The organism is Stieleria maiorica (assembly GCF_008035925.1).
Taxonomy (GTDB): Bacteria; Planctomycetota; Planctomycetia; order Pirellulales; family Pirellulaceae; genus Stieleria; species Stieleria maiorica.
In genome coordinates, this window is the sequence record NZ_CP036264.1 from 8,456,094 (window position 1) to 8,476,724 (window position 20,631).

The following is a 20,631-nucleotide window of genomic DNA, read 5'->3' on the forward strand; positions in this document are numbered from 1 at the left end:
CTTCGAAAGAGAGCCATGGCCAAATACGACGACCTGAACACCCGACAGATTTTCATCATCGGAATTGCCTCCGTCGTTGTGACGGCGGTGACCATTTTGGCGGTTCAGTACGTGTACTTTCTGTTGGTGGATGCCCATCAAAGCCAATTGCAGGCTGAGAGCAGCTACAAGCGACAGAATGCGATTTTGAACAAACAGCTCGATACCGTTTCCAACTATGGGGCGGATCCGCTGACCGGAAATGTCACCATTCCGATCTCCGAGGCGATGAAATTGGTGGCGAAGGAAAGCCAAGCGGAATCCGACAATCACTCAAACGATGCCGACACGAAAGACGCCACCTAACGCACCCGTCCCATCCAGCCATCCAGGCAGTGCGTGCCTTGCCGCCGCGATCGCCTTGACGCTCGTCGCGGTGCTGTGCGCGCCGCGCGACGTGGTGGCTCAGGATGCGGTCCGTCTGGGGTCCAAAGTCGATTTGAACGAGGGGCTGCCGCCGGAGGCACGGGGCATCACCGTCGTTCAGAACTTGGGCGAAACGATTCCGACCAATTTGCCGCTGACCGATTCCGAAGGCCGGGCGATCAAGACCGGGTACGTCATCAATGGCAATCTGCCCACCATCGTGACGCTCAATTACAGCGATTGTCCGATGTTGTGCAGCGTCCAGCTGAACAAGTTGACCGAGTCGCTCAATCAGCTGGAATTACAACTGAATAAAGACTTTCGGATTTTGACCGTCAGCATCGACCCCAAGGAAACGAGTCGTCGTGCGGCGGAAACCAAAGACAAATACGTGTCGGTGTTGTCCAACCAGCCCGCTGCGGCCCAGGGGTGGACCTTTGCCACCGCCAAGCAACCGATCATTACCAAACTCGCCGACACGTTGGGGTTCCAGTACCGCTACGACGCGGCCAACAAACAATACAACCACCCGGCGATGCTGGCGTTCGTTTCGCCCGACGGTGTGATCACGCGTTATTCGCTGTCGATCGACTTTCCGCCGGAGCAATTGAAATTAGCGTTGGTCGAGGCCGGTGAGGGGACCGTGGGTAACGCGGTCGATCAGTTCATATTGTGGTGCTACAGCTACGACCCGGATTCCAATTCCTACACCCCGCACGCGTGGCGAATCATGCGACTGTGCGGTCTGGGATTCATCGGCGTGTTGTTGACCGCGTTGGTGCCCTACTGGGTCGGACGCAAGGGCAACCCCCAAGCCGTTAGCGATTCACAAGCCGTTGGCGAAACAAAGGCCGCCGATCAAACGTCGCCGCCTGGCGATAGCGACAACGGCAGATAACGACACTCAATGAGGGCTGCCCGGAGGCAGCCGTCGGTAAACGAACACTTTCCTTTTCCAATGACACAAACAACTCCCGTGATGATGTCTCTGTTAGGCGACTACACCAGCAGCAAGCTCTCGGTTTTCCCAAAATCCGCGTCGTCGTTTTCCGGCGAATCCGACTGGGTGTTTCACTTCATCAGCATCGTCTGCGTCGTGTTTTTCATCCCGATCGGGGTGGCGTTGTTCGGCTTCGCGTGGAAGTATCGAAAGGCGAAGGGCGAACCGGCCGACAGCCAGACTGATCACAACACGACTCTGGAATTGGTTTGGTCGATCGGTCCATCGTTTCTGTTGGTCGTGATGTTCTACTTCGGTGCCCGCGGTTTCCTGGACATGCGTTCGATCCCCGAAGGTGCCTACAACGTCGGCGTCGACGCCTACAAGTGGGGCTGGGGGATGAACTACGGAAACGGGGTGATTCACCCCGAACTGCATGTCGTCGCCGGGGAACCGACCAAGTTGACGATGACCAGCAAGGACGTCATTCACAGTCTGTACATCCCGGCATTTCGGGTGAAGAAGGATATCGTGCCGGGCCGCTTCAACTATCTCTGGTTCAAGGCGATGGAGCCGAGCGAAAAGGTGATGTCGGACGAAGAGCTCAATCAGCTGGCCGCCAAGGACAAGGAAGAAAATCTGTCTTGGGACTACGACGCGCGGCAGTGCACGCCCGACGGATACACCTTCTACGACCTTTACTGTGCCGAATACTGCGGAACGAACCACTCGGAAATGCAGACGGTCGTGGTCGTTCATGAGACCCAAGCGGAGCTGGAGGCCTGGATCAAGAAATACAGTTCGCGTGGCCCGGACGAATCGCCGGCCGCCTATGGTGCCAAGTTGTACGAGCGTCGCGGTTGCAAGAGCTGCCACTCGATCGATGGCACACGCATGGTGGGCCCCTCCTACCAGGGCAGCTTCGGCACGATGCGAGAGATCGTCGGCGGCGATCCGGTCAAGGTGGACGAAAATTACATCCGCGAATCAATCCTCAACCCGAAAGCCAAAGTTGCCATTCAGCAAGGCGTTGCCTACCAACCGGTGATGCCCAGCTACAAAGGCCAGCTGTCCGACGACGACATTTACAGTCTGATCGAGTTCATCAAGAGCCTGGGAGACGCGTCGGTGGCCGAACAGACCGACGACGCGGCGGCCGAGGACGCCGAGCCCGTGTCGGTCGAATGATCGCGGTGCGGTGACGCCACAGAATAAATCAACACACAGTAAATCAAAACACAGATCGGAGTGATCTCCGCAATTTGACTCCCGAACACTCGGGAAATCTGGGACAATCGCGGTTGCGGTTGACCCCTGAATCAACAACCAACCCATTTGTGAATCCAAAAGAAAGCATTCAGTAGCAAGGTACGCCGCCGAAGCGGTCTCCGGTCGTCCCGCGGAATTCATCCGCCGGGAACACTTTGGAGGTCGGTCGCGTGCTCTGACCGAATGAAGTTTCCATCGAGGTAAGAGATGTCTGCAGGATCCGTGCCGTCGGGCTATGAAGTCAAAGACCCTGGCTATCCGACTCCGCAAGAGAACTACCTGACCAACTCCAAGGGGATCTTGAGTTGGGCGTTCACGCTGGATCACAAACGCATCGGCATGATGTATCTGGTCGGCGTGTCGTCCGCGTTCCTGTTGGGCGGGCTGCTGGCGTTGGGCATCCGTCTGCACCTGTTCGCCCCCGACGGGATCCTGTTCAACAACGGCCTGTTCAAATGGCTGGCCCCGGACAAGGCTCCCAACGACATCTACAACCAGGTGTTCACGCTGCACGGGGCGATCATGGTGTTCCTGTTCATCATCCCCAGCATTCCGGCCGCACTGGGCAACTTCCTGGTGCCGGTGATGCTGGGAGCGAAGGACGTCGCGTTTCCACGTTTGAACCTGAGCAGTTTCTACCTGTGGGTCGGCGGTGCGGTGTTCTTCGTCATGGCGCTGTTGGCCAGCGGATTGGACACCGGTTGGACGTTCTACACGCCCTACAGCACGACGACCGATTCGTCGGTGATCTTGGCCACCACCGGTGCGTTTATCCTGGGTTTCAGTTCGATCTTCACCGGGTTGAACTTCATCGTCACGATCAACACGATGCGGCCGCCGGGAATGACTTGGTTCCGCATGCCGCTGTTCCTTTGGGCGACCTATTCGACCAGCATCATCCAAGTTCTGGCCACGCCGGTGTTGGGGATCACGCTGTTGTTGTTGATCGCCGAACGCACCATGCACATCGGGATTTTTGATCCCGAGTACAACGGGGACCCGGTGACGTTCCAGCACTTCTTTTGGTTCTACAGCCACCCGGCGGTATACATCATGATTTTGCCGGCCTTCGGCATTATCAGCGAGCTGATCAGCGTGCACAGCCACAAGCGAATCTTCGGCTATCGCTTCATCGCCTATTCGTCGATCGCGATCGCACTGTTGAGCTTCATCGTGTGGGGACACCACATGTTCACCAGCGGGATGAGCCCGATCACCACGATCATCTTCAGCGCGTTGACGTTCACCGTTTCGGTGCCATCGGCGATCAAGGTGTTCAACTGGGTGGCGACGATGTTCAAAGGGTCGATCAGTTTGACCACCCCGATGGTCTATGCGATCGCCTTCATCTTCCTGTTCACCATCGGCGGCTTGACCGGGTTGCACCTGGGGACGCTGGCGACCGACATGCACCTGCACGACACCTATTTCGTGGTGGCCCACTTCCACTACGTGATGGTCGGCGGAACCGTGGTCTCCTTCCTGGGCGGTGTGTTCCACTGGTGGCCCAAGATGGTCGGCAAGATGTACAGCGAGGCGGGCGGATTGATCTCCGCCGCACTGGTCTTCATCGGGTTTAACTTGACCTTCCTGCCCCAGTTCATTTTGGGCAGCCGCGGGATGCCGCGTCGCTATGCGACGTACGACCCCGAGTTCGCGCCGCTGCACCAGATGAGTACCTACGGGGCACTGATCCTGGGCGTCGGTCTATTCGTGGCCTTGTTCGTGTTGATCATGTCACTGATCAACGGCAAAAAGGCTCCGGCCAACCCCTGGGGCGGTGCGACGCTGGAGTGGAATTGCACGTCCCCGCCGCCGTTTTACAATTTCGAGCGTGCTCCGGTGGTGGGTGACCCCTACGAGTTCGGCGACATCCGTTGGGACACCGAATTGGATCGCTATGTGAAGGTCGTGCCGGAACGCGAGGTCGTTCCGTCAAAGACGCCCGCGGAGACGCCCGCCCACGCCGGTGAATAGAACGCCGGCGGGTTCACCATCGACCGGATCCTCGCATCCAGATGACGTGCGATTCGGTCCATTGTTATCGTAAAAAGTTGTATTTGTTTTTCATTCCTTCGCTTGCTTGACTCATTCAATGGCTACTACCGACGCTGGGCTCGTGTCCGACGCACATGAACAACCCGGTCACGGACATTCCGACCATGGCCACGGTGATCACGATCATCCGTCGTACCTGGCGCACCATTTCGACACGCCCGAGCAGCAATTCGACAGCGGCAAGTTGGGAATGTGGCTGTTCCTAGTGACGGAAGTCCTGTTCTTCAGCGGGATGTTCTGTGCCTATGCGATTTTTCGTGCCTGGCGGCCTGAGGTGTTCGAAGGCTGCAGCCAGTTTTTGAATACCAAGCTCGGCGCGATCAACACCGGCGTGCTGTTGTTCAGCTCGTTCACGATGGCCTGGGGCGTTCGTTGTGCCCAGAAAGAACAGCACAAGCTGCTGACGGCGATGCTGGCGACGACGCTTTCCTGTGCGACCATGTTCTTGGGTGTCAAAGCGATCGAGTATTCACACAAGTGGCATTTGGGACTGTTGCCCGCCGGCTTGTTCAGCTACGACCCCAGCAACCCGCATCCGGTCGGCGGCCCGAATTACCTGGCTTATATCTGTGCCCCGTTCGTGGTCATCACTGCCGCCGTTGCGGTCTGGTTGGTGGTCAGTTTCCTACGGGGAGCGAAGTTTCAATTCGAATGTGCCAAACCGCTGATGGTGGTCTGCCTGTGCTTTTTCGTCGGTGTCGGCCTGGGAACGATCCTGGAAAGCGGCGGTGACGAAGGGCATCACGAGGATGGCCACGCGGTCGTGGCTGCAGTTGATGGCGAACACGGTGCTGCGGCAGATCATGGCGAAGGTCATTCGCATGAGAAAGAAGGCGAACACGCGGAGCATGCCGAAGCGTCTGAGGCCGAAGCCGTGGTCGAGCTGCCGCCAGCTGGCGCGATGGTGAACCAGAGCACCGACTTGGCCGTCATCGAGCGTCTGGCGAGTGATGCGACCAACACGGGGCTGCAAGACGAATTGGCCGCACGCCGGGCTCAATCGCAGCGATCCGGCGGCGGCATTTTGTATGACGTCACCGACGACACGGCCGCCACCATCGCCAGTGCCCCCGAAGACGTGCTGCGACCGAGCCGTGCGGGCGTGTTCTTCAGCATCTACTACTGCATGACCGGGATCCACGCGATCCACATCCTCGCCGGGATCGGTGTCCTGGTGTGGCTGCTGGTCCGTTCGATCCGCCAAGACTTCAATCGCAACTACTTCGGCCCAGTCGACTATGTCGGATTGTATTGGCACATCGTCGATATGATTTGGATCTACCTGTTCCCGCTGATGTACCTGATTCGATAACGCCGCCTGCCATCGGTGCCCGGCGTCGGGCAGAAACTCCAACAAACATTTTCATTCAATCGATTTCTCATGTCCGCTCACGAAAACGCTCAAGAAGGGTACGATTTCGCCCACCCGTTGCCGCTGCCGCTGTTGGCCGGGACCTTCCTCGTGCTGACGCTGCTGACCGTACTGACGGTCGCTCAAGCGAGTTTCAACTTTGGCAGCTTGGACGTTTTAATCGTGATGGTGATCGCAACGATCAAGGCCGTTTTGGTCGGTGCGATCTTCATGCACTTGGCATGGGACAAGCCGTTCAACATCCTGTGCTTCATCGGATCGTTTGTGTTTGTCGGGTTGTTCATCATGGCCACGTTGTTCGACAGTCGCCAAACGGCCAAAGACGACATCCCGGTCTTGGATGACGCCGTGGTCGCGGCGCCGGCGGAGATGTAGCGGGGGCAGGGCCACAGGCACTTTCCCCGCCCGCCTGGGCCACAACGAGTTCATTGTCCACGGATGGCAGCGCGAACCCACGGATGTTTTGTGATCGGGGATCCGTGGGTTCTCGCTGCTATCCGTGGGCTTTTTCGTTTTCCCGAGACCTCTACCCCGAACGCACCACCTCAATAAAAAACGGTCCTACCAGAGAGGGTGAGGAACTTAAATTCCTGCTATCTCAGGGGTAAAAACCGCACGGCCTTTGCCAGGGAGGGTTTCGTCTTAACTAGGTGCCCGTCCCGAAGGACTTTTCGGTCGGAGATTGGTCCGGCAGCTGCTGAAGGGCCGGTTTTTAGCGGCGAGCTATACTGGGACGGTGCCGCTTTTGTCTTTTTGCGGCGAACTTTTTCCGTCAGTCCGGCCTGCCGTGACCCGCAAAACTGCCCTGACCGATTCAACGCAGACCGATTCAACGCCGACCGATTCGAGTGCGCGGTGGCGTGACGCGCCGCCGATCGCTTCGACAGGCCAGCGTCGGACGTCGGCGCAAGCTGAATCTGGCGTGGGGGTGGCGTCGCCACCAACGGCCGTCCCGCCGGTCACGGCTCGATCGGAAGGCCAGGACGGGAGTCTGGCAGTCGACCCGGATGCGGCCGCGGACCAGCAGCCGCGAGGGATCTTTGCCCGGTTGGCGACGATTCGCAATTCGTCCTGGCTGGCCAGCGCCGCGTTGCACCTGATCGCATTGATCATTCTGGCGCTTTTAACGTACCGGCTGGGAGGCACCGAGCGGGGGCTGTTGATCGAAGGGGCCTGGTCGGGGCCGGAATCGACGACGCGGCTGGAAAGCATCACCATTACCGAGGCGACGTCGGAGAATCAGAACGAGTCGCAGGAGTTGCCCGTCGAAGTCGAGGCTTTGGTTGTCAGCGACCACCTTGCCAACGCGTCGATCGTCGCACCCGAACAAGCAACGGCGATCGACGAAAAATCGTTGGTCGGATCGCTGACGGGCGGTGCCGCTTTGGCATCCGAGCAAGTCGTCTTCATCGGCGGTGGTGGGATGTCCGCGCGGACGCCGGAGGGGAGAAAGAAGTACGGTGACCGCTACGGCGCGACGGCGGCCAGCGAGGCGGCGGTGGAGAACGCGTTGCGCTGGCTGGCGAACCATCAACGACACGACGGGTCCTGGTCGTTCGATCTGCGTTTGGCTCCCTGCGAGGGGCGATGTCGGCACGGCCGGAAGGAGAACGACGACACCCCGACGCCCTCAACCGCAGCGACAGGACTCGCACTGCTGGCGTTCTTGGGCGCAGGCTACACCTCCGAGACCGGGCCATACCAGGATGTTGTCCAGCGGGGGCTTTACTACCTGCGCAGCACCGCGGCAGAGTCTCAGTTCGGATACGACTGGCAGCAAGGCGGCAGCATGTACGGGCAGGGGATCGCGCTGATGGCGATTTCCGAAGCCTTGGGGATGACCAAGCATGACGAGCGCTATGACAGCGATTTGTATCATTACGCCAACCTCGGCACGCGGTTTACCGTGATCGCCCAGCACCAGAACGGATCGTGGGGCTACACGCCCGGAAGCCCCGGCGACACCACTCTGACCGGCTGGCAAATCCTGTCGCTGATCGGCGCCCGCAAGGCAGGGATTCAAACCCGCAGCGATACGTTCAGCCGGGCGAAAGCGTTTCTGATGAGCGTTCGCGAAGAACCGGAGTATCAGTTCGGTTATCGATCGCCGAAAGCGGAGAAGACGACGACCGCGATCGCGCTGGCGTTGTTGATGTATTTGGGACAAACGCCGGGGTACACGCCGTTTGATGACGCGGTTCACAAACTGGCCGAAGATGGTCCGACGCTGACCAACGTGTATCACGATTATTACGCGACGATGGCGCTGCACCATTTTCGTCATCGTGACTGGGAGACCTGGAACGATCAATTGCGTGACCATCTGGTGCGCAGCCAGGCGACCGAAGGGCATGAAGCCGGCAGCTGGCATTTTCAGGACCAATGGGGCGATGTCGGCGGTCGTGTCTACACGACCGCGATGTGCGCGCTGATTTTAGAAGTCTACTATCGGTTCTTGCCGCTGTACGAGCAGCCGCCGGAGTTTCCGCTGTGACCGTTGCATGACTTGCTGACGATCCGCCCGATACAATGATCCGCCCGATACAATGGATCGAGATCTTGCGGTACACGTCACCTGCGATCTCGCCCCAAGCCCGCTCACTGCGCGTCGTGAATCAACATGCGAAAAAGCATCCTGTTCGGATTATCGATTCTGTTGATCGCGGGGATCGTTTACATCAATTCGCGGCAAGATGCCGAACGCGATGCCGCTCGTCTGCTTGAAAAAGTCGACCGAGCCGACGGTTGGGACAACGATTCCGAATTGAATCCGTCATCGCAATCAACCAAGACGAACAATGCGCCCCCACCGGCGGATTTCACCGTCGATTGGGAGCCGGGCGGCAACTGGTTCGTTTCGAAACGGGGAGACGAGAGTGAGTTGATGCTGCCGTTTCGTCCGCAAATGATTCCCAGCCCTGCCAAGGACTTGGCGCCGGTCAACGCGAACCCAGGGTTTCTGGGGGCCGACGCGTGCCAGCCGTGTCACCAAGATCGCCATGCGTCGTTCGTTCACACCGCTCATCACCGCACCAGTGCGATCGCCAGCCAGGCGACGATCGCCGGTTCATTTCAGCCACCCGCCAACACATTGTCGACGACCAGCCCGAATCTATCGTTCAAGATGATCCGGCGCGACGAACGATTGTTTCAACAGGTTTCGCTGTTCGGATGGAAATGTGATATTCCGTTCGACCTGTCAACCGGGTCGTCCAAACTCGGGCAGACGTATTTGTTCTGGCACGACGATGCGCTTTTCCAAATGAACGTTTCGTACATCACCAGCACCGCCGGCTGGGTCAACAGCCCCGGCTACCCTGACGGTCAAGCGATCTATAACCGACCGGTCACCTACCGCTGTTTGGAATGTCATACGACCTGGGCAGACGTTCGGGGCTTGCCGAATCACTACACCCCCGAGTCGCTGGTGCTGGGGATTTCATGCGAACGTTGCCACGGTCCGGGACGAGATCATGTGCAATTTCATCAACAGAATCCCGACGAGAAGAAATCGCGATTCATCACGCATCCTGCATCGCTCTCGCGGCAACAACAATTGGAGATTTGCGGACAGTGCCATTACGGGATGCCGAAGCTGAAAGGCCAGCCGTATCAGTTCCGTCCCGGCGATGAGCTGTCGGATCACTATGACCCGCCGCCGACGGACGTGGCCGGTGGCGTTCATTCGAGTAACCAGTTGGTGCGATTGGGCGAAAGTGCGTGTTTTACCGAAAGCGACATGACGTGCACGACGTGTCACAATCCGCACCAAAGCGAACGCGGCAATCGCAAACTGTTTTCAAAACGCTGTCTGCAATGTCACCAGGCATCGAATTGTGGCATGGAACCGATGCTCGGTCGGCAGTTGGGGGAAAACTGTATCGATTGCCACATGCCGGCCGGGGCGAGCGAACACATGTTCATGGACACGTCGCAAGGGAAGGTCTTTCCGCCCCTTCGTGACCACCACATTCGCGTGGACCAGGACCTGACCGAGGCATATCTACGGTCGATCGGTCGGTAGGGTGCTACCCGGACAGATCAACGCCACGCCGCTCCAGCTGGTCAGGGCTCTGTTGTCGTAGCTACGCTCGCCAGAGCGTGGACGTTACGGCGGGATCCAGCTTCTGGCGAAGGTCGCTACCTTGCAATGGCGAACACTTCGACGTCCACACCGGGGGAGAAGTGCGCGAGTGCGGGCTGTTGCTGCGGATTCGGTAGCCCGGCGGCGGTGACCAGCTGGTCGTCGATCTCCGTCACTTCGGCCGACCAGACGTCATAGGGATCGTGGTGGACTTGGCCGCAATACACATGCCGGTTCTTTTCGACGAACAACAAGTAGCGTTCAAACAAAAAGTGTTCCAGCGAGTCGGGGACGGAGGGGCCCAAGTGATCGGTCACGCGAAACGCGACTCGGTGTTTGGCATGTCCGCCGCGGCGAACGCTCTGGTAGATTTGCTCGTCGCCACATTGTTCGCTGGACATCCGAGCGAAATGGTAGGGCAGCGACCAACCGATCCGTGCCGCCATGACCGCCAAACGGGAACTGGCGTCAAGTGAAAAGAAGTAGACGCCGGGGCGGTCGTTGTGGACCACATAGGTGCGGACGTTGGTTTCCAGAAAGTTGAATGCGAAGCGGTGTGGCAGCCAGGACGGGCGAATGTGGCGCATCTTAAAGGGAACGATCCCGACGAACGCGCGGCCGTCGTACGTGTCCAATTCCATCGCAGCGGGAAGATGGGGCCGCAGTTGGGCCGGATCGATTTCCCAGTGACAAAACAGCAATGATTCCCAACGTTGCGTGCCTGAATTGGCTCCGGGAGGTCGTTGCGAGGGTGCCAAGCGATCGATCATCGATGTCGCCCATTTTTGAAGATAGGGTTGATGCGGTGGCGGAGGTCGCCAAGACTTTCGAAGATTCGCCAAAACGACCGGAGGACCAAAACCGATGACGAAACAGAGACCTGAAGTCAGTGTGCGAACCTATGGACGGTATTCGAAATGGGATTCCGGGTCGAAGGAATTGCCGTCGTTTCTGGAATGCACGACGTGGATCCCGGCGGAGGTGGACGTCGAATTCGGGTTGGTGATCAACGTGGTCGGCGGCAAGAATCTGCCGCTGCACTTTTGCATCGACCACCCCGGGATTCGAGATGCCAAGGGCAAACGTCGCCCACCCTTCGAAGACGTGGTCTACGTGAAAACAAATGACTGGGATTTCTATCTGGGCGACACCGTTTGGGAACCGATCCATGACAAACTCGGCACCTGGCGAATGACGCTCACTTTGGAAGACCAAATCGTGGCTGAGCAAAGTTTCGAAATCTATGACCCCGCCAACCAGCGGCGCGCCGCCGAACCGCTGCGCCGCCAGTATCGCCTGCTATGGATCCCCGGGCTTTAGCATCCTGCAACGACCAGTACCGCTACGGATGGGCCCGTAGGCTCGCGCCCAATGCCACGTACTTTATGAGCCGACGGCGCTAGCCGCGGGCCTTGGATCGCCCTTCGAGACGTGTAAGGCCCGAGGCTAGCGCCCGCGGCTCAGTTTGTGATCGAAAGTATTTCCGAGCATTCGATTTTCTTGTCACCCATTTTCTTGTCCTTCGATTCAGCCCAACTCCATTTTTCTGCCCCCCATTTTTCTGTCCTCTCGGACCTGAGCCGCTAAAACTCCCGCGCGCTACTTTCCGTCGGACTCGGGAAATCCTCCGGCACGTCGGTCAAGGTCACGTCGCCCGTCGCCGCCCATTCACAGCCGCGGACCAACGTGGTGATGAACCCGACGCCGCTGAAGGAGACTGCGTCGTGTCCCATCGTGGTGTGGAAGATCCGCCCCTTGCCGTAGTCGATCGTCATTAGCTTGGGTTCGTGGCGGCCGGTCCCTTTGTATTGGGGGTCGGCGTAGGCGGTGGCCAGGATGGTCATGTTGACCGCCGGTCCGCGGAGCTTTTGATACAGTTCGTCTTTGGTGTGCATCCAGGCGCTCGGCAGACCTTTGACGATCGGGTGATCGGGCGTGCGGACGACGACCTGGTACTCGTGCGCCGGCCCGTGGTTCCCGCCCGGTCCGGCGCTGGTGTCGCGGACGACTTCGCCGTCCAGATTCAGGTAGACGTAGGGGCCGGATTCTTCGTTTCGGCCGCCCCAGCCGCCCAGGCCGATCATCTTGTTGAACTCGTTCCATTCGGCGAACGAGTTGTCGGCGGCGTGAATCACGACCAGACCGCCGCCACCTCCGATGAAGCCCTCCAATGCCTTTTGGGTCGCTTCGGGCCAGGGCGCCGCGTTCCAACCGAAGTTGCTGATCACGACGTCGTAGTCGGCGAAGTCGGGTTTGAAATCCGGATCCGATTTGGGTTGGGGCAGGTCCTGGTACTGCTTGCCGTCCTCGAGCGGGAATTGTTCGAGCAGTTTGCCGCCTTTCCAAGTGAATTGCGTCCGCTGGATGTCGACGGTGAAGCGGCCTGAATCCTCCAGGTATTTCTTCGTCATCATCGTGGTTTGGGGCCAAGCGGTGTGATTGTTTTGACCGTCGATGATCAACGCCCGAAGTTTCGCGTCTTCAGCACTCGCTTGGGCCTGAAATCCGGGAAGGGCTGTGATGACAAAGACGGACAGCAGTGCGACGGTGATCGCGCGGCGAGTGACTCGATTCATGATGGTGGTGTTGTCGAACAAAATGGTGGAGTTTGAAAAAGAGCTGACAGGGAGAGCAATTCTAAGACATCCCCCCACGCCTCGTTCCCAGGCTCCGCCCGGGAACGCTGGTGCGTGAGTGGCTCCCGCCACACACTCCGCGTGATCTTTGCGATGGAGGGTAACCTCGTCTGTGGTGCGTGTGCCCGTCACAGGAAGCCAGAACTCGATACGCATTCCAGGTGTTGGCGGGCGTCGCTACCGCAGCGTCGTCTCGGCCACATTGTAGCTGGGCGCCCTGCCGACGAGTGGCGCCGAGCACCACATCGCGCTAAAAGAAAAAGCCCCCCGCGATGACTCGCGGGGGGCTTTGTAGGTAAACACACGATCGGTCCGCGGCGGACTACTCGGGCCGCTGCTGATCCGGCTCCGCATCGTTTTGGACGTTCGCGTCTTCGGAGATCATGCGTTCATAATCGGCAAACGCTTGCTCGTCGACGTTCTCCATCACATTGCTCGGCTGCGGATCTCCGCATCCGGCCGAGGGCAACGCCAGCAGGGCCGCACAAACAACGGGCCATGAAAAACGAGATTTCATTGCGTGGATCCTTTGGACAAGCGGAAGACTATTGATTGAGCTGTTCTTCAATCGTTTCATTGCTCGCCCGTGTGCCCAGGGCACCCCAAAGGCCGTAGGGGCTGATGCTGCCGGGGGTTTGTCCACCGGTACCATTTCGCCAAACCATACCGGCGCGACTGTTTCCGGCTTCGACCGAATCGGTCATGAACACGACCGCCCCATCGCCCATCAGGATGTGCGCACCGCCTTGGTGGCGGCTACTGGGCGGTGCCAGGAAGGTCCCGCCGGGATTACGTTGGGCACAGATTTCCGAGTTGGGCGGCAGGATCGTGTGGATCGTGGTCATCTCGACTCGGTGATCCGCCCAGCGGAAGCCGCGCCCATTGGTGCGGTTCATCATCCGCAGGTTCGGCTCCCAGAATCGAGGACGATCGGGATCGAGGTAACCTTGATCTTCGCACCATTTCGGATTGTCCCGAATCAACGCCCATGCTTGGGTCGATTCATGATCAGCCAGCGTCCGTTTGTCGCGGTCACCCAAGTCGGTCGCGATTTCGGCCATCGCGATCGTGTTGGACAAGCCATCCAACACGTCGCGGAATTTGGCCCGCTTGTGCTGGACAAACATCCCGCGGTCGGTCGCTAATGAGTGCCGCATCCAGCCGTTGGTTTCCGGGTACGTTCCGTCTTCCGGGTTGGGGAATTGACGCCCACCTCGGATCGACCAATAGCAGGAATCGCCCAAGTTGACGGCGTAGTTGGTTCGTCCCAGGGCCGGCAAGCCGACGCCCGGGTCACTGGGGCAGCGCAGGGTCGGGATTTCCGTCACCCAGGGGATGTACCTGGCCTGAGTGGGGACTGGTCCCATCGGCGGCCAGGGCGGATTGTAGACCACCGTCGGGTCGACGGCGTCCTTGTTGTTGGGGTTGGAGATTTGGTCCCAAATCCCTTGCTGCTCCATGAACGGGGTCAGCCCGACCAGGGCGCTCAGCCGCCACGAGTTGGAGTGGGAGTAGTTTCGCCACCAGTCATGGTTCGGTCCCGTTTGGCCGAATGGGGGGGCGGCGCCGCCGGGGCTGGTCGTTCCCACCCCGTGCATCGGCAGCTCTTTGTAGGCCGCGTGGTAGTTGTGCACGGCGATCCCGATTTGCCGAAAATTGTTACTGCAGCTCATCCGTCGCGCCGCCTCGCGAGCCGCTTGGACTGCCGGCAGCAGCAGCCCGACCAGAATGCCGATAATGGCGATGACAACCAACAGCTCCACAAGCGTGAAGCCCGATTTCGCATGCCGTTTCATAAAAACCTCCTGAAAAGGAATCGAAAAGAATGGCAGGGTAGCCTTCAATGTATTCCTTTTTGGGGTGGTTCTACCCGCGAAAATGTCAGTTAATGCGGTTCATTGTCGCTTTTGTGGTTTTTCGGCCATGATTTTGCACTCGTTTCCCCGCGGCTCATTGGGAGTGTCGCCAGGTCGTGGCGGGGTGGGGAGGTAGGAAGATTTTGGAGGTAGGAAGATTAGCTGAATCGAATGAGTGGTGCCTCTCATCATTCTCTTTCGATCACAAACTGAGCCGTCGGCGCTTGCCTCGGGCCTTACAGGTCGCGAACGGCAATCCAAGGCCCGCGGCTAGCGCCGTCGGCTCATAAAGACAGCCCTAGCGGCCGTCGCGGAGTCGGTAGCCGAGAAAATTATCGAGTTCCGTCTCGGCTTCGATCTTCGCGATCGTGTCTTCGATGTCGTATTCGACGCGGTGAAAGAAGACCTGTTGCTGGTCGTAGATCACGTAACAGCTGCGCGGATCCAGATCACGTGGTTGTCCGACGCTGCCGACGTTGATCATCAGCCGCGCCGACGGATCACTGACGTCATAGCCTTCGGCGACGTCATTGGGACGGAGAAACTGCAGGTCGGTGGTGAAGATCCCTGGCACGTGGGTGTGGCCTTGGAAACACAGGTGCGGGACCAGCGAGAACAGCTTTTCCATCTTCTTGCTGTTCTGGATGTCTTCGGGCATGACATATTCGTTGGTCGGTCCGCGTGGGGAACCGTGCACGAACAGGATGTTTTCTTCGCGGATGGTGCGTGGCAGGGCACACAGAAAATCCAACCGTCGCCGCGAGGCGTTGGCATGTCCGGAGTCCTCGGCGGACTCACCGGCGTGGTTCTCCAGCTTGCTGCGGGTCCAAAAGATCGCTTGTTCGGCTGCCGCGTTGAAGCCTTCGGGGTCAAACAGCGCGCTGCTGTCGTGGTTGCCGAGCACGCAGAACGCGAACTCCATCACCACGTCCAGGCATTCGCAGGGCTGGGGGCCGTAGCCGACGACGTCGCCCAGACAAACGATGCGGTCGACTTGTTGGGTTTGGACATGTTCCAGCACGGCGCGCAGCGCGGTCAGGTTGCCGTGGATATCGCTTAGGATCGCAGTTCGGGTCACTTAACGTCCGTGTTTGATTCGGTCGCCGAGTTGGTCGGACAAGTCGGGTTGGGCGTAAATCTTGTTGGCGGTCGCTTCAATGTCGTACTCGACTCGGCGGTAGGTCACCAACGGCCCGCCGGGGGCGTCTTTGTCCAGGATGACGTAGCACGCGCGGTTGTCTTCGTCGCGCGGTTGGCCGACGCTGCCGACGTTGACCATCGCTTTTTCGCTGGTCAGCCGGTATTGGTAGTCGCACTCATCGGGCTGGATGAATTCGCAGTTGGTCGTGAAGATGCCCGGCAGGTGCGTGTGTCCCATGAAGCAGTATTGCTTGACCTTGCCGAACAGGATTTCCATTTTCCGCTGATCGAAGATGTATTCGGGGAAAACGTATTCGTTGGTCGGGTCACGGGGGGAGCCGTGGACGAACTTGTATTGATCCTCGTCGTAGTAGCGGGGCAGCTCGCCCAGGAAATCCCAGCGACCGTTGACCTGGGAGGCGTTGCCGGGGCCGTTGTCCAATTGGTCGCGGGTCCAGTAGATCGCCTGCAACGCCATCGGGTTGAATCCGTCGGGATCGAACAAAGCGGCTTGATCGTGGTTGCCCAAGATGGTGACCTTGCAGTGTTGCATCACCTGGTCCAGGCATTCACAGGGATTGGGCCCATAGCCAATGATGTCGCCCAGGCAGTAAATTTCGTCTACCGATTGGGTACCGATATCGGCCAGAACCGCGAGCAGCGCTTCAAGGTTGCCGTGAATGTCGCTGATCAGGGCTCGCTTCACTTTGTTTGGTCCTGGCGGGGGAAAAAGGGCTGAGGATGCAAATGGGATTCGACAAACGAATCCATCGGTCAGCGAATTGTAAAGGTAACCAAAAATTCGCGACAATCCCACGGCACAGACGCGATTCGGCGCGTCGGACACCGCATTATTTCTAGTTTCCTTACAACCCTCGATGATTCAGCTCGCCCTGGAAACCACCGGAACAAACGGCTCGATCGCGGTTTTGGATGGCAAAAACGTGCTGCGGGATCGGCGATTCGGCCGGCAGCGTCGGACCGCCGCCGACATCGCGGGCCAATTGGATGCCGCACTCCGCTGGTGCGACCAGCGTGAGCTGCAGCCGGCCGCGATCGCGGTGGCGGTCGGTCCGGGATCGTTCACGGGGCTGCGAATCGCGATCACAACGGCGAAAACGCTGGCCTATGCCTTGGAAATCCCCGTGATTCCGGTCGGTTCACTCGCGGCGATCGCGGCGGTGACCCTGCACGAGCAGCCCGCCGAGCACGTTCTGGTGGGCCTGAACGCCTACCGCCGCCAAGTTTTTGCCGCCGAATTCTCACGCGAGGAACTGACCCGCGACAATTTGATCCACCGCTGCGACGACCGTGCCCAGGTACTCGCGCGAGGCGACTGGGATCGCCGCGTCGCCGAAACGCTCGAGTTGTCCGATCGGGTGATCGCGGGGGATCGTTCCATTCATGCCGATTCGGCGGCCGATCGGGTGTCCGTCTGTGAAAACTCCGATGCCGTCGGCGTGGGGCTGGTCGCGGCCGGCTTGGTCGCCGGATCGCGGGCACAGCCGCCGGAATGTTTCAGCGATCCGTTTGCGCTCTCCGCCCGCTATCTCAAGCCGAGTGCGGCTGAGGAGAAGGCAGCTTCACGCTGATCGATTCCTGGCTACGGCGAACACCGTCGGTGCCGTAGTAGATGGTCGTTTTCTTGCGGTGGTCGTAAACGGCGGTCAATTTCACACTCCGCGGCCCGTGCACGCAAAAATACAACCCACACGATTCTCCGCCACGTAAGACCTGTCGACGCGTCATCGGGAATTGCCCCGGTTCCAATTGACCGATCCGACACAGGTAGGCTTCGACGTGTCGGCAAAATTTGTCGAAAGAAATGGTTTGCGAAGAAAACCCGATCATGTAGGCAAATTCACTGGGTGGTGGACGGATGTGGGGAGACGAATGCCCCGGCAGCCAGTCCACACCTTCCGTCGACCGGCCACCTTTGCAGCGTTGGTATCGGCGGCGAGGACGCGGAAGATTAGTTTCCGAGAAAAGCTATAGGTGGGAACGTCGAGCGTCCTGTTCGGTCACGCGCTGGAAAATGTCCCTCAAAATCCGTTGTTCCAGTGAAGTGTCGCGGCCCAGCGAAATCCAACCCAGTGTCTGAGGGGAATCGCCCGCCCCGCTGACCTGGCGTATTACCGTCCCGTCGTGACGCCGGGTGGCGGTGGTCTCGGTGGCATACTGTGTCCGGTCGGTGTCTTCGAGATCCTTTTGCACGATGACTTCGACGGTGTAGGCGGCGCCGCGCGGTCGGACGATGACGGTCGCCTTGCGGCGGATCGATTGCAGCGTGCTTTGCAACGCCTCGAATCCCGCCGTGCTGTCCTTGCGCCACGGTTCCAACACCGACGCGCCGACGCGATACGAGGTTTCCAGACGCCCATCCAACAGATAGTTGCTGGAGTTTTGCACCGGTTGTTCACGCGAGATGCGGAAGTAGTCGTCCACCGTGTCGACGACTTGAGACCAAACGAATTGGTCTTCCAGTGGTGGCAGTTCCAACGGGTTAGGAATGAACTGTTCGGGCGCGCGACGGTCCAATCGATAAGCGAGCTGTCCGCAACCCTGAGTCACCAGCAACGTGCCCAGCACCATCAGGACGGAAGCGACGTTCGGTAATCGTGGGGTCAGCATCCTGCTTGCCATGGATGGGTTGGAGTGGAACTCGTTCCAAGGCTCCGCCTTGGAACGCGAGGTCGGCGTGGCTCCCGCCACGTGCCGATAGTCGTCAAGAGGCGGGAGCCTCCGTGACAGTGTGTTCCCAGGCAGGAGCCTGGGAACAAGTTGGCAGAGCGCGAACGGCCTTATCGGTAATCCGCATCGTTGGTCGGCCCGGTCGCGATGCTGGTCGGACGTAGCGGCTTGGCACCGGGCATGTCCTCGGGATACATCGACCAGACCGGAACCTGTTTTTGCATCTCACGCATCATCTTGGCTTGGGAGGCGGCGATCTTTTCTTGTTTGATCTTCTCGCGGATGTCGTCTTGCACTTCGGCCAGCGGCGTCACTCCGGCTTCCTTGCGTTCCAAGACACGAATGATGTGCAGCCCCTGATCGTCCTCGATGATCTCGCTCATCTTGTCTAGCGGAATCGAAAACAGCTGCTGTTCGATCGGCTTGGACGCCAGCGACCCTTCGGACGTCCAGTCATGTTGTCCGCCATCGGCCGCAAACGGTTCTTCGCTCTTTTGACGTGCGGTTTCCTTCCAGCCTTCGTTGTACCAGACCTCGCGTCCCATTTCGCCGATCAATGCCCTCGCTGCTTCCCGCGACGGATGGTTGGCAAACAGCACCGAGAGTTGTTCCCAACGCGCTTTGGCTTTGTGGCGATAGGAGTCCAGGTCATGTTGGTAGGCGGCATTGATTTCGGCGATCGTGACCGGCGGGTCTTTTTCAATCTTGCTGCGCATGTACATGTGGCCGAGCATCATGTCGGTGAACTCACGCTGCCGCGCTCGCAATGATGTTCCCGTTTCCCGCAGCTTGGCGTCCAGTTCGGTCAGGTCTTCGGTGCCATACTTTTCTTTCAGCCCTTGAAGCTCGTTTTCGAAGAACATCTGTCGCGCCCGGCTGGTCATCATCTCGCTGACTTCGCGGCGTTTTTCGGCGGCTTGGGTTCCGACCTGTTCCAGCAAAAACGACTCGCTCATCATCTTGGTCTGGATCGCTTGGGTCAGCGCGCCGCGGGCCAGGTTCATGCGGGCCGGGGCGAGTTGTTCCGGAGGCAGTTGGAGGTTTTTCTCTTCGAGCACCTGATTGATTCGCCCGTCCACTTTGGGCTGGATGTCACCCCACAGGATCGGCGATTGACCGACGACGGCCATGACCGTGGCCGGATCATCGGGCAACGGGGCCAGATCGACCGGCAGCGCGGGGACTTGCCCGTGCAGCGTGCTGGGCGATTGGATGGAGACGCTGATCAGCAGGGCGGCCGAAAGCAGACGCAGCACCGGTCTGGGGGACGCCGATTGTGTTCGCGAAGTGATCTGAAAAAAAGACATCATCCGCCCGCAGCGAAAGGGTGGGACCAAAAAAGTATTGGGAGATCGAATGGCTCCAATTGGCTTGTAAGCATCGCGAACCGATGAATACAAGAGCATTCGCCGGGGAACGCGTCGAATCGCCCTCTTGGGACCGTCCAGCTGAGGGCGACGTACTTCCGCAAATACGATGGCCCTTCCGGGCCGTCGACCGTGGGGCTCAGCGCGACGACCTCGAAAGGACGTCGTACACCCCGCCTCCGATGTGACCGGAAAGTGTGGCGGGGCGGAGGAGATAGGAAGATTTTGGAGGTAGGAAAATCGGCGGAATCGATTCGGTCGCGGTCGCCCGTTTCGCCCCTGGCGGTCAGATCGCCATTGACAGGGCTGCTTGTCGGCGGCTATTTCGGCGTTTATGGCTTGGATCGGATGGCCGCTGACGTGACCGGTCCGGGCCGAGATAGCGACAAACACCGCACACAAAGGCGGATTTCGAACGTAGGCAAACGTTTTGCGGGAATCGTTTCCTGTCCCCAGGTTTTCTGGGTGACGGAGCGTTCAAAGCGACTGACGACGGTTTCTGGGTCAACCGTCTTCGGTGGTAGCTCCACGCCGAAATCCGCCCGCATCGGGGCGCTGCACCGCAGCGCCCCGATGCTCGATATTCGAGCCCGGTCCAGTTGGTGTTTGTAACCCAGACAGAACGCCCAGTAGGCTCTGAACGGGAACTCTCCAATGACCGCGCGACAGCACTCGAAGGCTCGTTCGAGATAGGCGGTGCTGCCCGTTGCGCTGCGAGCAACGGCGGGAAAGTTTTTCCCGATTTTGCAACAAAAGTACAGTGCTTTATCGCTCGCGTCACTAGAATCTGCACTTGCCTCTCTACGGTGCTGA

At 59.1% G+C, this 20,631-nt stretch carries 18 protein-coding genes; 10 read left to right on the forward strand and 8 right to left on the reverse strand.

From position 1 onward, the window contains the following. Nucleotides 1–15: 15 nt before the first annotated feature. The 8 genes from Mal15_RS28655 to Mal15_RS28690 all read left to right on the forward strand — a co-directional run bounded on the left by Mal15_RS28655 (nt 16) and on the right by Mal15_RS28690 (nt 10,068). The gene (locus tag Mal15_RS28655) at nt 16–345 is read left to right on the forward strand and encodes a hypothetical protein (protein ID WP_147870886.1); all 330 of its coding nucleotides are present in this window, start codon (nt 16–18) and stop codon (nt 343–345) included. Then, entirely contained in the window at nt 320–1,303 is a 984-nt protein-coding gene (locus Mal15_RS28660) for an SCO family protein (protein WP_147870887.1), read from the forward strand. Before Mal15_RS28655 ends, Mal15_RS28660 begins: the two co-directional genes overlap by 26 nt. Before the next feature lie 81 nt (nt 1,304–1,384). Then, the gene (locus Mal15_RS28665) at nt 1,385–2,533 is read left to right on the forward strand and encodes a cytochrome c oxidase subunit II (protein ID WP_233903090.1); all 1,149 of its coding nucleotides are present in this window, start codon (nt 1,385–1,387) and stop codon (nt 2,531–2,533) included. A gap of 288 nt (nt 2,534–2,821) precedes the next feature. Next, on the forward strand, nt 2,822–4,591 hold the full coding sequence (locus tag Mal15_RS28670; protein WP_147870889.1) for a cytochrome c oxidase subunit I: 1,770 nt from the start codon (nt 2,822–2,824) through the stop codon (nt 4,589–4,591). Between the two features lie 118 nt (nt 4,592–4,709). Continuing rightward, a complete protein-coding gene (locus Mal15_RS28675) occupies nt 4,710–5,984 on the forward strand; it encodes a cytochrome c oxidase subunit 3 (protein WP_147870890.1) in 1,275 nt (424 codons plus the stop codon). Nucleotides 5,985–6,053: 69 nt separating this feature from the next. Next, a complete protein-coding gene (locus Mal15_RS28680; protein WP_147870891.1) occupies nt 6,054–6,419 on the forward strand; it encodes a cytochrome C oxidase subunit IV family protein in 366 nt (121 codons plus the stop codon). 412 nt (nt 6,420–6,831) lie between these two features. Then, on the forward strand, nt 6,832–8,538 hold the full coding sequence (locus tag Mal15_RS28685) for a prenyltransferase/squalene oxidase repeat-containing protein (protein WP_147870892.1): 1,707 nt from the start codon (nt 6,832–6,834) through the stop codon (nt 8,536–8,538). A 126-nt stretch (nt 8,539–8,664) separates the two neighbouring features. Further along, nucleotides 8,665–10,068 (forward strand): multiheme c-type cytochrome, encoded by a 1,404-nt coding sequence (locus Mal15_RS28690; RefSeq protein WP_147870893.1) that lies wholly within the window; start codon nt 8,665–8,667, stop codon nt 10,066–10,068. A gap of 116 nt (nt 10,069–10,184) precedes the next feature. Here Mal15_RS28690 and Mal15_RS28695 read toward each other — a convergent pair whose 3' ends face one another. Then, nucleotides 10,185–10,898: a YqjF family protein gene (locus Mal15_RS28695; RefSeq protein WP_147870894.1), complete on the reverse strand. Its 714-nt coding sequence runs from the start codon at nt 10,896–10,898 to the stop codon at nt 10,185–10,187. Nucleotides 10,899–10,992: 94 nt separating this feature from the next. On the opposite strand from Mal15_RS28695, the gene Mal15_RS28700 reads away from it, so the two are divergent. Next, on the forward strand, nt 10,993–11,448 hold the full coding sequence (locus tag Mal15_RS28700) for a DUF3859 domain-containing protein (protein WP_147870895.1): 456 nt from the start codon (nt 10,993–10,995) through the stop codon (nt 11,446–11,448). Between the two features lie 263 nt (nt 11,449–11,711). Here the strand turns inward: Mal15_RS28700 and Mal15_RS28705 are convergent, their stop codons facing one another. The 5 genes from Mal15_RS28705 to Mal15_RS28725 form a co-directional block, all read right to left on the reverse strand. Next, complete coding sequence (locus tag Mal15_RS28705) at nt 11,712–12,704, reverse strand: ThuA domain-containing protein (protein WP_147870896.1); 993 nt, start codon at nt 12,702–12,704, stop codon at nt 11,712–11,714. A gap of 382 nt (nt 12,705–13,086) precedes the next feature. After that, on the reverse strand, nt 13,087–13,281 hold the full coding sequence (locus Mal15_RS28710; protein ID WP_147870897.1) for a hypothetical protein: 195 nt from the start codon (nt 13,279–13,281) through the stop codon (nt 13,087–13,089). Between the two features lie 28 nt (nt 13,282–13,309). Beyond that, on the reverse strand, nt 13,310–14,560 hold the full coding sequence (locus tag Mal15_RS28715; RefSeq protein ID WP_147870898.1) for a DUF1559 domain-containing protein: 1,251 nt from the start codon (nt 14,558–14,560) through the stop codon (nt 13,310–13,312). Nucleotides 14,561–14,918: 358 nt separating this feature from the next. Next, nucleotides 14,919–15,698: a metallophosphoesterase family protein gene (locus tag Mal15_RS28720; RefSeq protein WP_147870899.1), complete on the reverse strand. Its 780-nt coding sequence runs from the start codon at nt 15,696–15,698 to the stop codon at nt 14,919–14,921. Next, on the reverse strand, nt 15,699–16,466 hold the full coding sequence (locus Mal15_RS28725; RefSeq protein ID WP_147870900.1) for a metallophosphoesterase family protein: 768 nt from the start codon (nt 16,464–16,466) through the stop codon (nt 15,699–15,701). It abuts the gene before it with no gap. Between the two features lie 172 nt (nt 16,467–16,638). Between Mal15_RS28725 and tsaB the strand changes: the two genes are divergently transcribed. Beyond that, on the forward strand, nt 16,639–17,352 hold the full coding sequence (gene tsaB / locus Mal15_RS28730; protein ID WP_147870901.1) for a tRNA (adenosine(37)-N6)-threonylcarbamoyltransferase complex dimerization subunit type 1 TsaB: 714 nt from the start codon (nt 16,639–16,641) through the stop codon (nt 17,350–17,352). A 397-nt stretch (nt 17,353–17,749) separates the two neighbouring features. Here tsaB and Mal15_RS28740 read toward each other — a convergent pair whose 3' ends face one another. Together Mal15_RS28740 and Mal15_RS28745 are read right to left on the reverse strand one after the other, a co-directional pair. Continuing rightward, nucleotides 17,750–18,391 carry a hypothetical protein gene (locus tag Mal15_RS28740; RefSeq protein ID WP_233903091.1) on the reverse strand — a complete coding sequence of 214 codons (642 nt, stop codon included), beginning with the start codon at nt 18,389–18,391 and terminating at the stop codon, nt 17,750–17,752. A gap of 170 nt (nt 18,392–18,561) precedes the next feature. After that, a complete protein-coding gene (locus Mal15_RS28745; RefSeq protein ID WP_147870903.1) occupies nt 18,562–19,758 on the reverse strand; it encodes a peptidylprolyl isomerase in 1,197 nt (398 codons plus the stop codon). Nucleotides 19,759–20,631: the final 873 nt, after the last annotated feature.

Excerpts from the sequence above, each read along its gene's own strand:
- Mal15_RS28655 (WP_147870886.1), top strand. The coding sequence starts at position 16 with ATGGCCAAATACGACGACCTGAACACCCGACAGATTTTCATCATCGGA.
- Mal15_RS28660 (WP_147870887.1), top strand. The coding sequence starts at position 320 with ATGCCGACACGAAAGACGCCACCTAACGCACCCGTCCCATCCAGCCAT.
- Mal15_RS28665 (WP_233903090.1), top strand. The coding sequence starts at position 1,385 with ATGATGTCTCTGTTAGGCGACTACACCAGCAGCAAGCTCTCGGTTTTC.
- Mal15_RS28670 (WP_147870889.1), top strand. The coding sequence starts at position 2,822 with ATGTCTGCAGGATCCGTGCCGTCGGGCTATGAAGTCAAAGACCCTGGC.
- Mal15_RS28675 (WP_147870890.1), top strand. The coding sequence starts at position 4,710 with ATGGCTACTACCGACGCTGGGCTCGTGTCCGACGCACATGAACAACCC.
- Mal15_RS28680 (WP_147870891.1), top strand. The coding sequence starts at position 6,054 with ATGTCCGCTCACGAAAACGCTCAAGAAGGGTACGATTTCGCCCACCCG.
- Mal15_RS28690 (WP_147870893.1), top strand. The coding sequence starts at position 8,665 with ATGCGAAAAAGCATCCTGTTCGGATTATCGATTCTGTTGATCGCGGGG.
- Mal15_RS28695 (WP_147870894.1), bottom strand. The coding sequence starts at position 10,898 with ATGATCGATCGCTTGGCACCCTCGCAACGACCTCCCGGAGCCAATTCA.
- Mal15_RS28700 (WP_147870895.1), top strand. The coding sequence starts at position 10,993 with ATGACGAAACAGAGACCTGAAGTCAGTGTGCGAACCTATGGACGGTAT.
- Mal15_RS28705 (WP_147870896.1), bottom strand. The coding sequence starts at position 12,704 with ATGAATCGAGTCACTCGCCGCGCGATCACCGTCGCACTGCTGTCCGTC.
- Mal15_RS28710 (WP_147870897.1), bottom strand. The coding sequence starts at position 13,281 with ATGAAATCTCGTTTTTCATGGCCCGTTGTTTGTGCGGCCCTGCTGGCG.
- Mal15_RS28715 (WP_147870898.1), bottom strand. The coding sequence starts at position 14,560 with ATGAAACGGCATGCGAAATCGGGCTTCACGCTTGTGGAGCTGTTGGTT.
- tsaB (WP_147870901.1), top strand. The coding sequence starts at position 16,639 with ATGATTCAGCTCGCCCTGGAAACCACCGGAACAAACGGCTCGATCGCG.
- Mal15_RS28740 (WP_233903091.1), bottom strand. The coding sequence starts at position 18,391 with ATGCTGACCCCACGATTACCGAACGTCGCTTCCGTCCTGATGGTGCTG.
- Mal15_RS28745 (WP_147870903.1), bottom strand. The coding sequence starts at position 19,758 with ATGTCTTTTTTTCAGATCACTTCGCGAACACAATCGGCGTCCCCCAGA.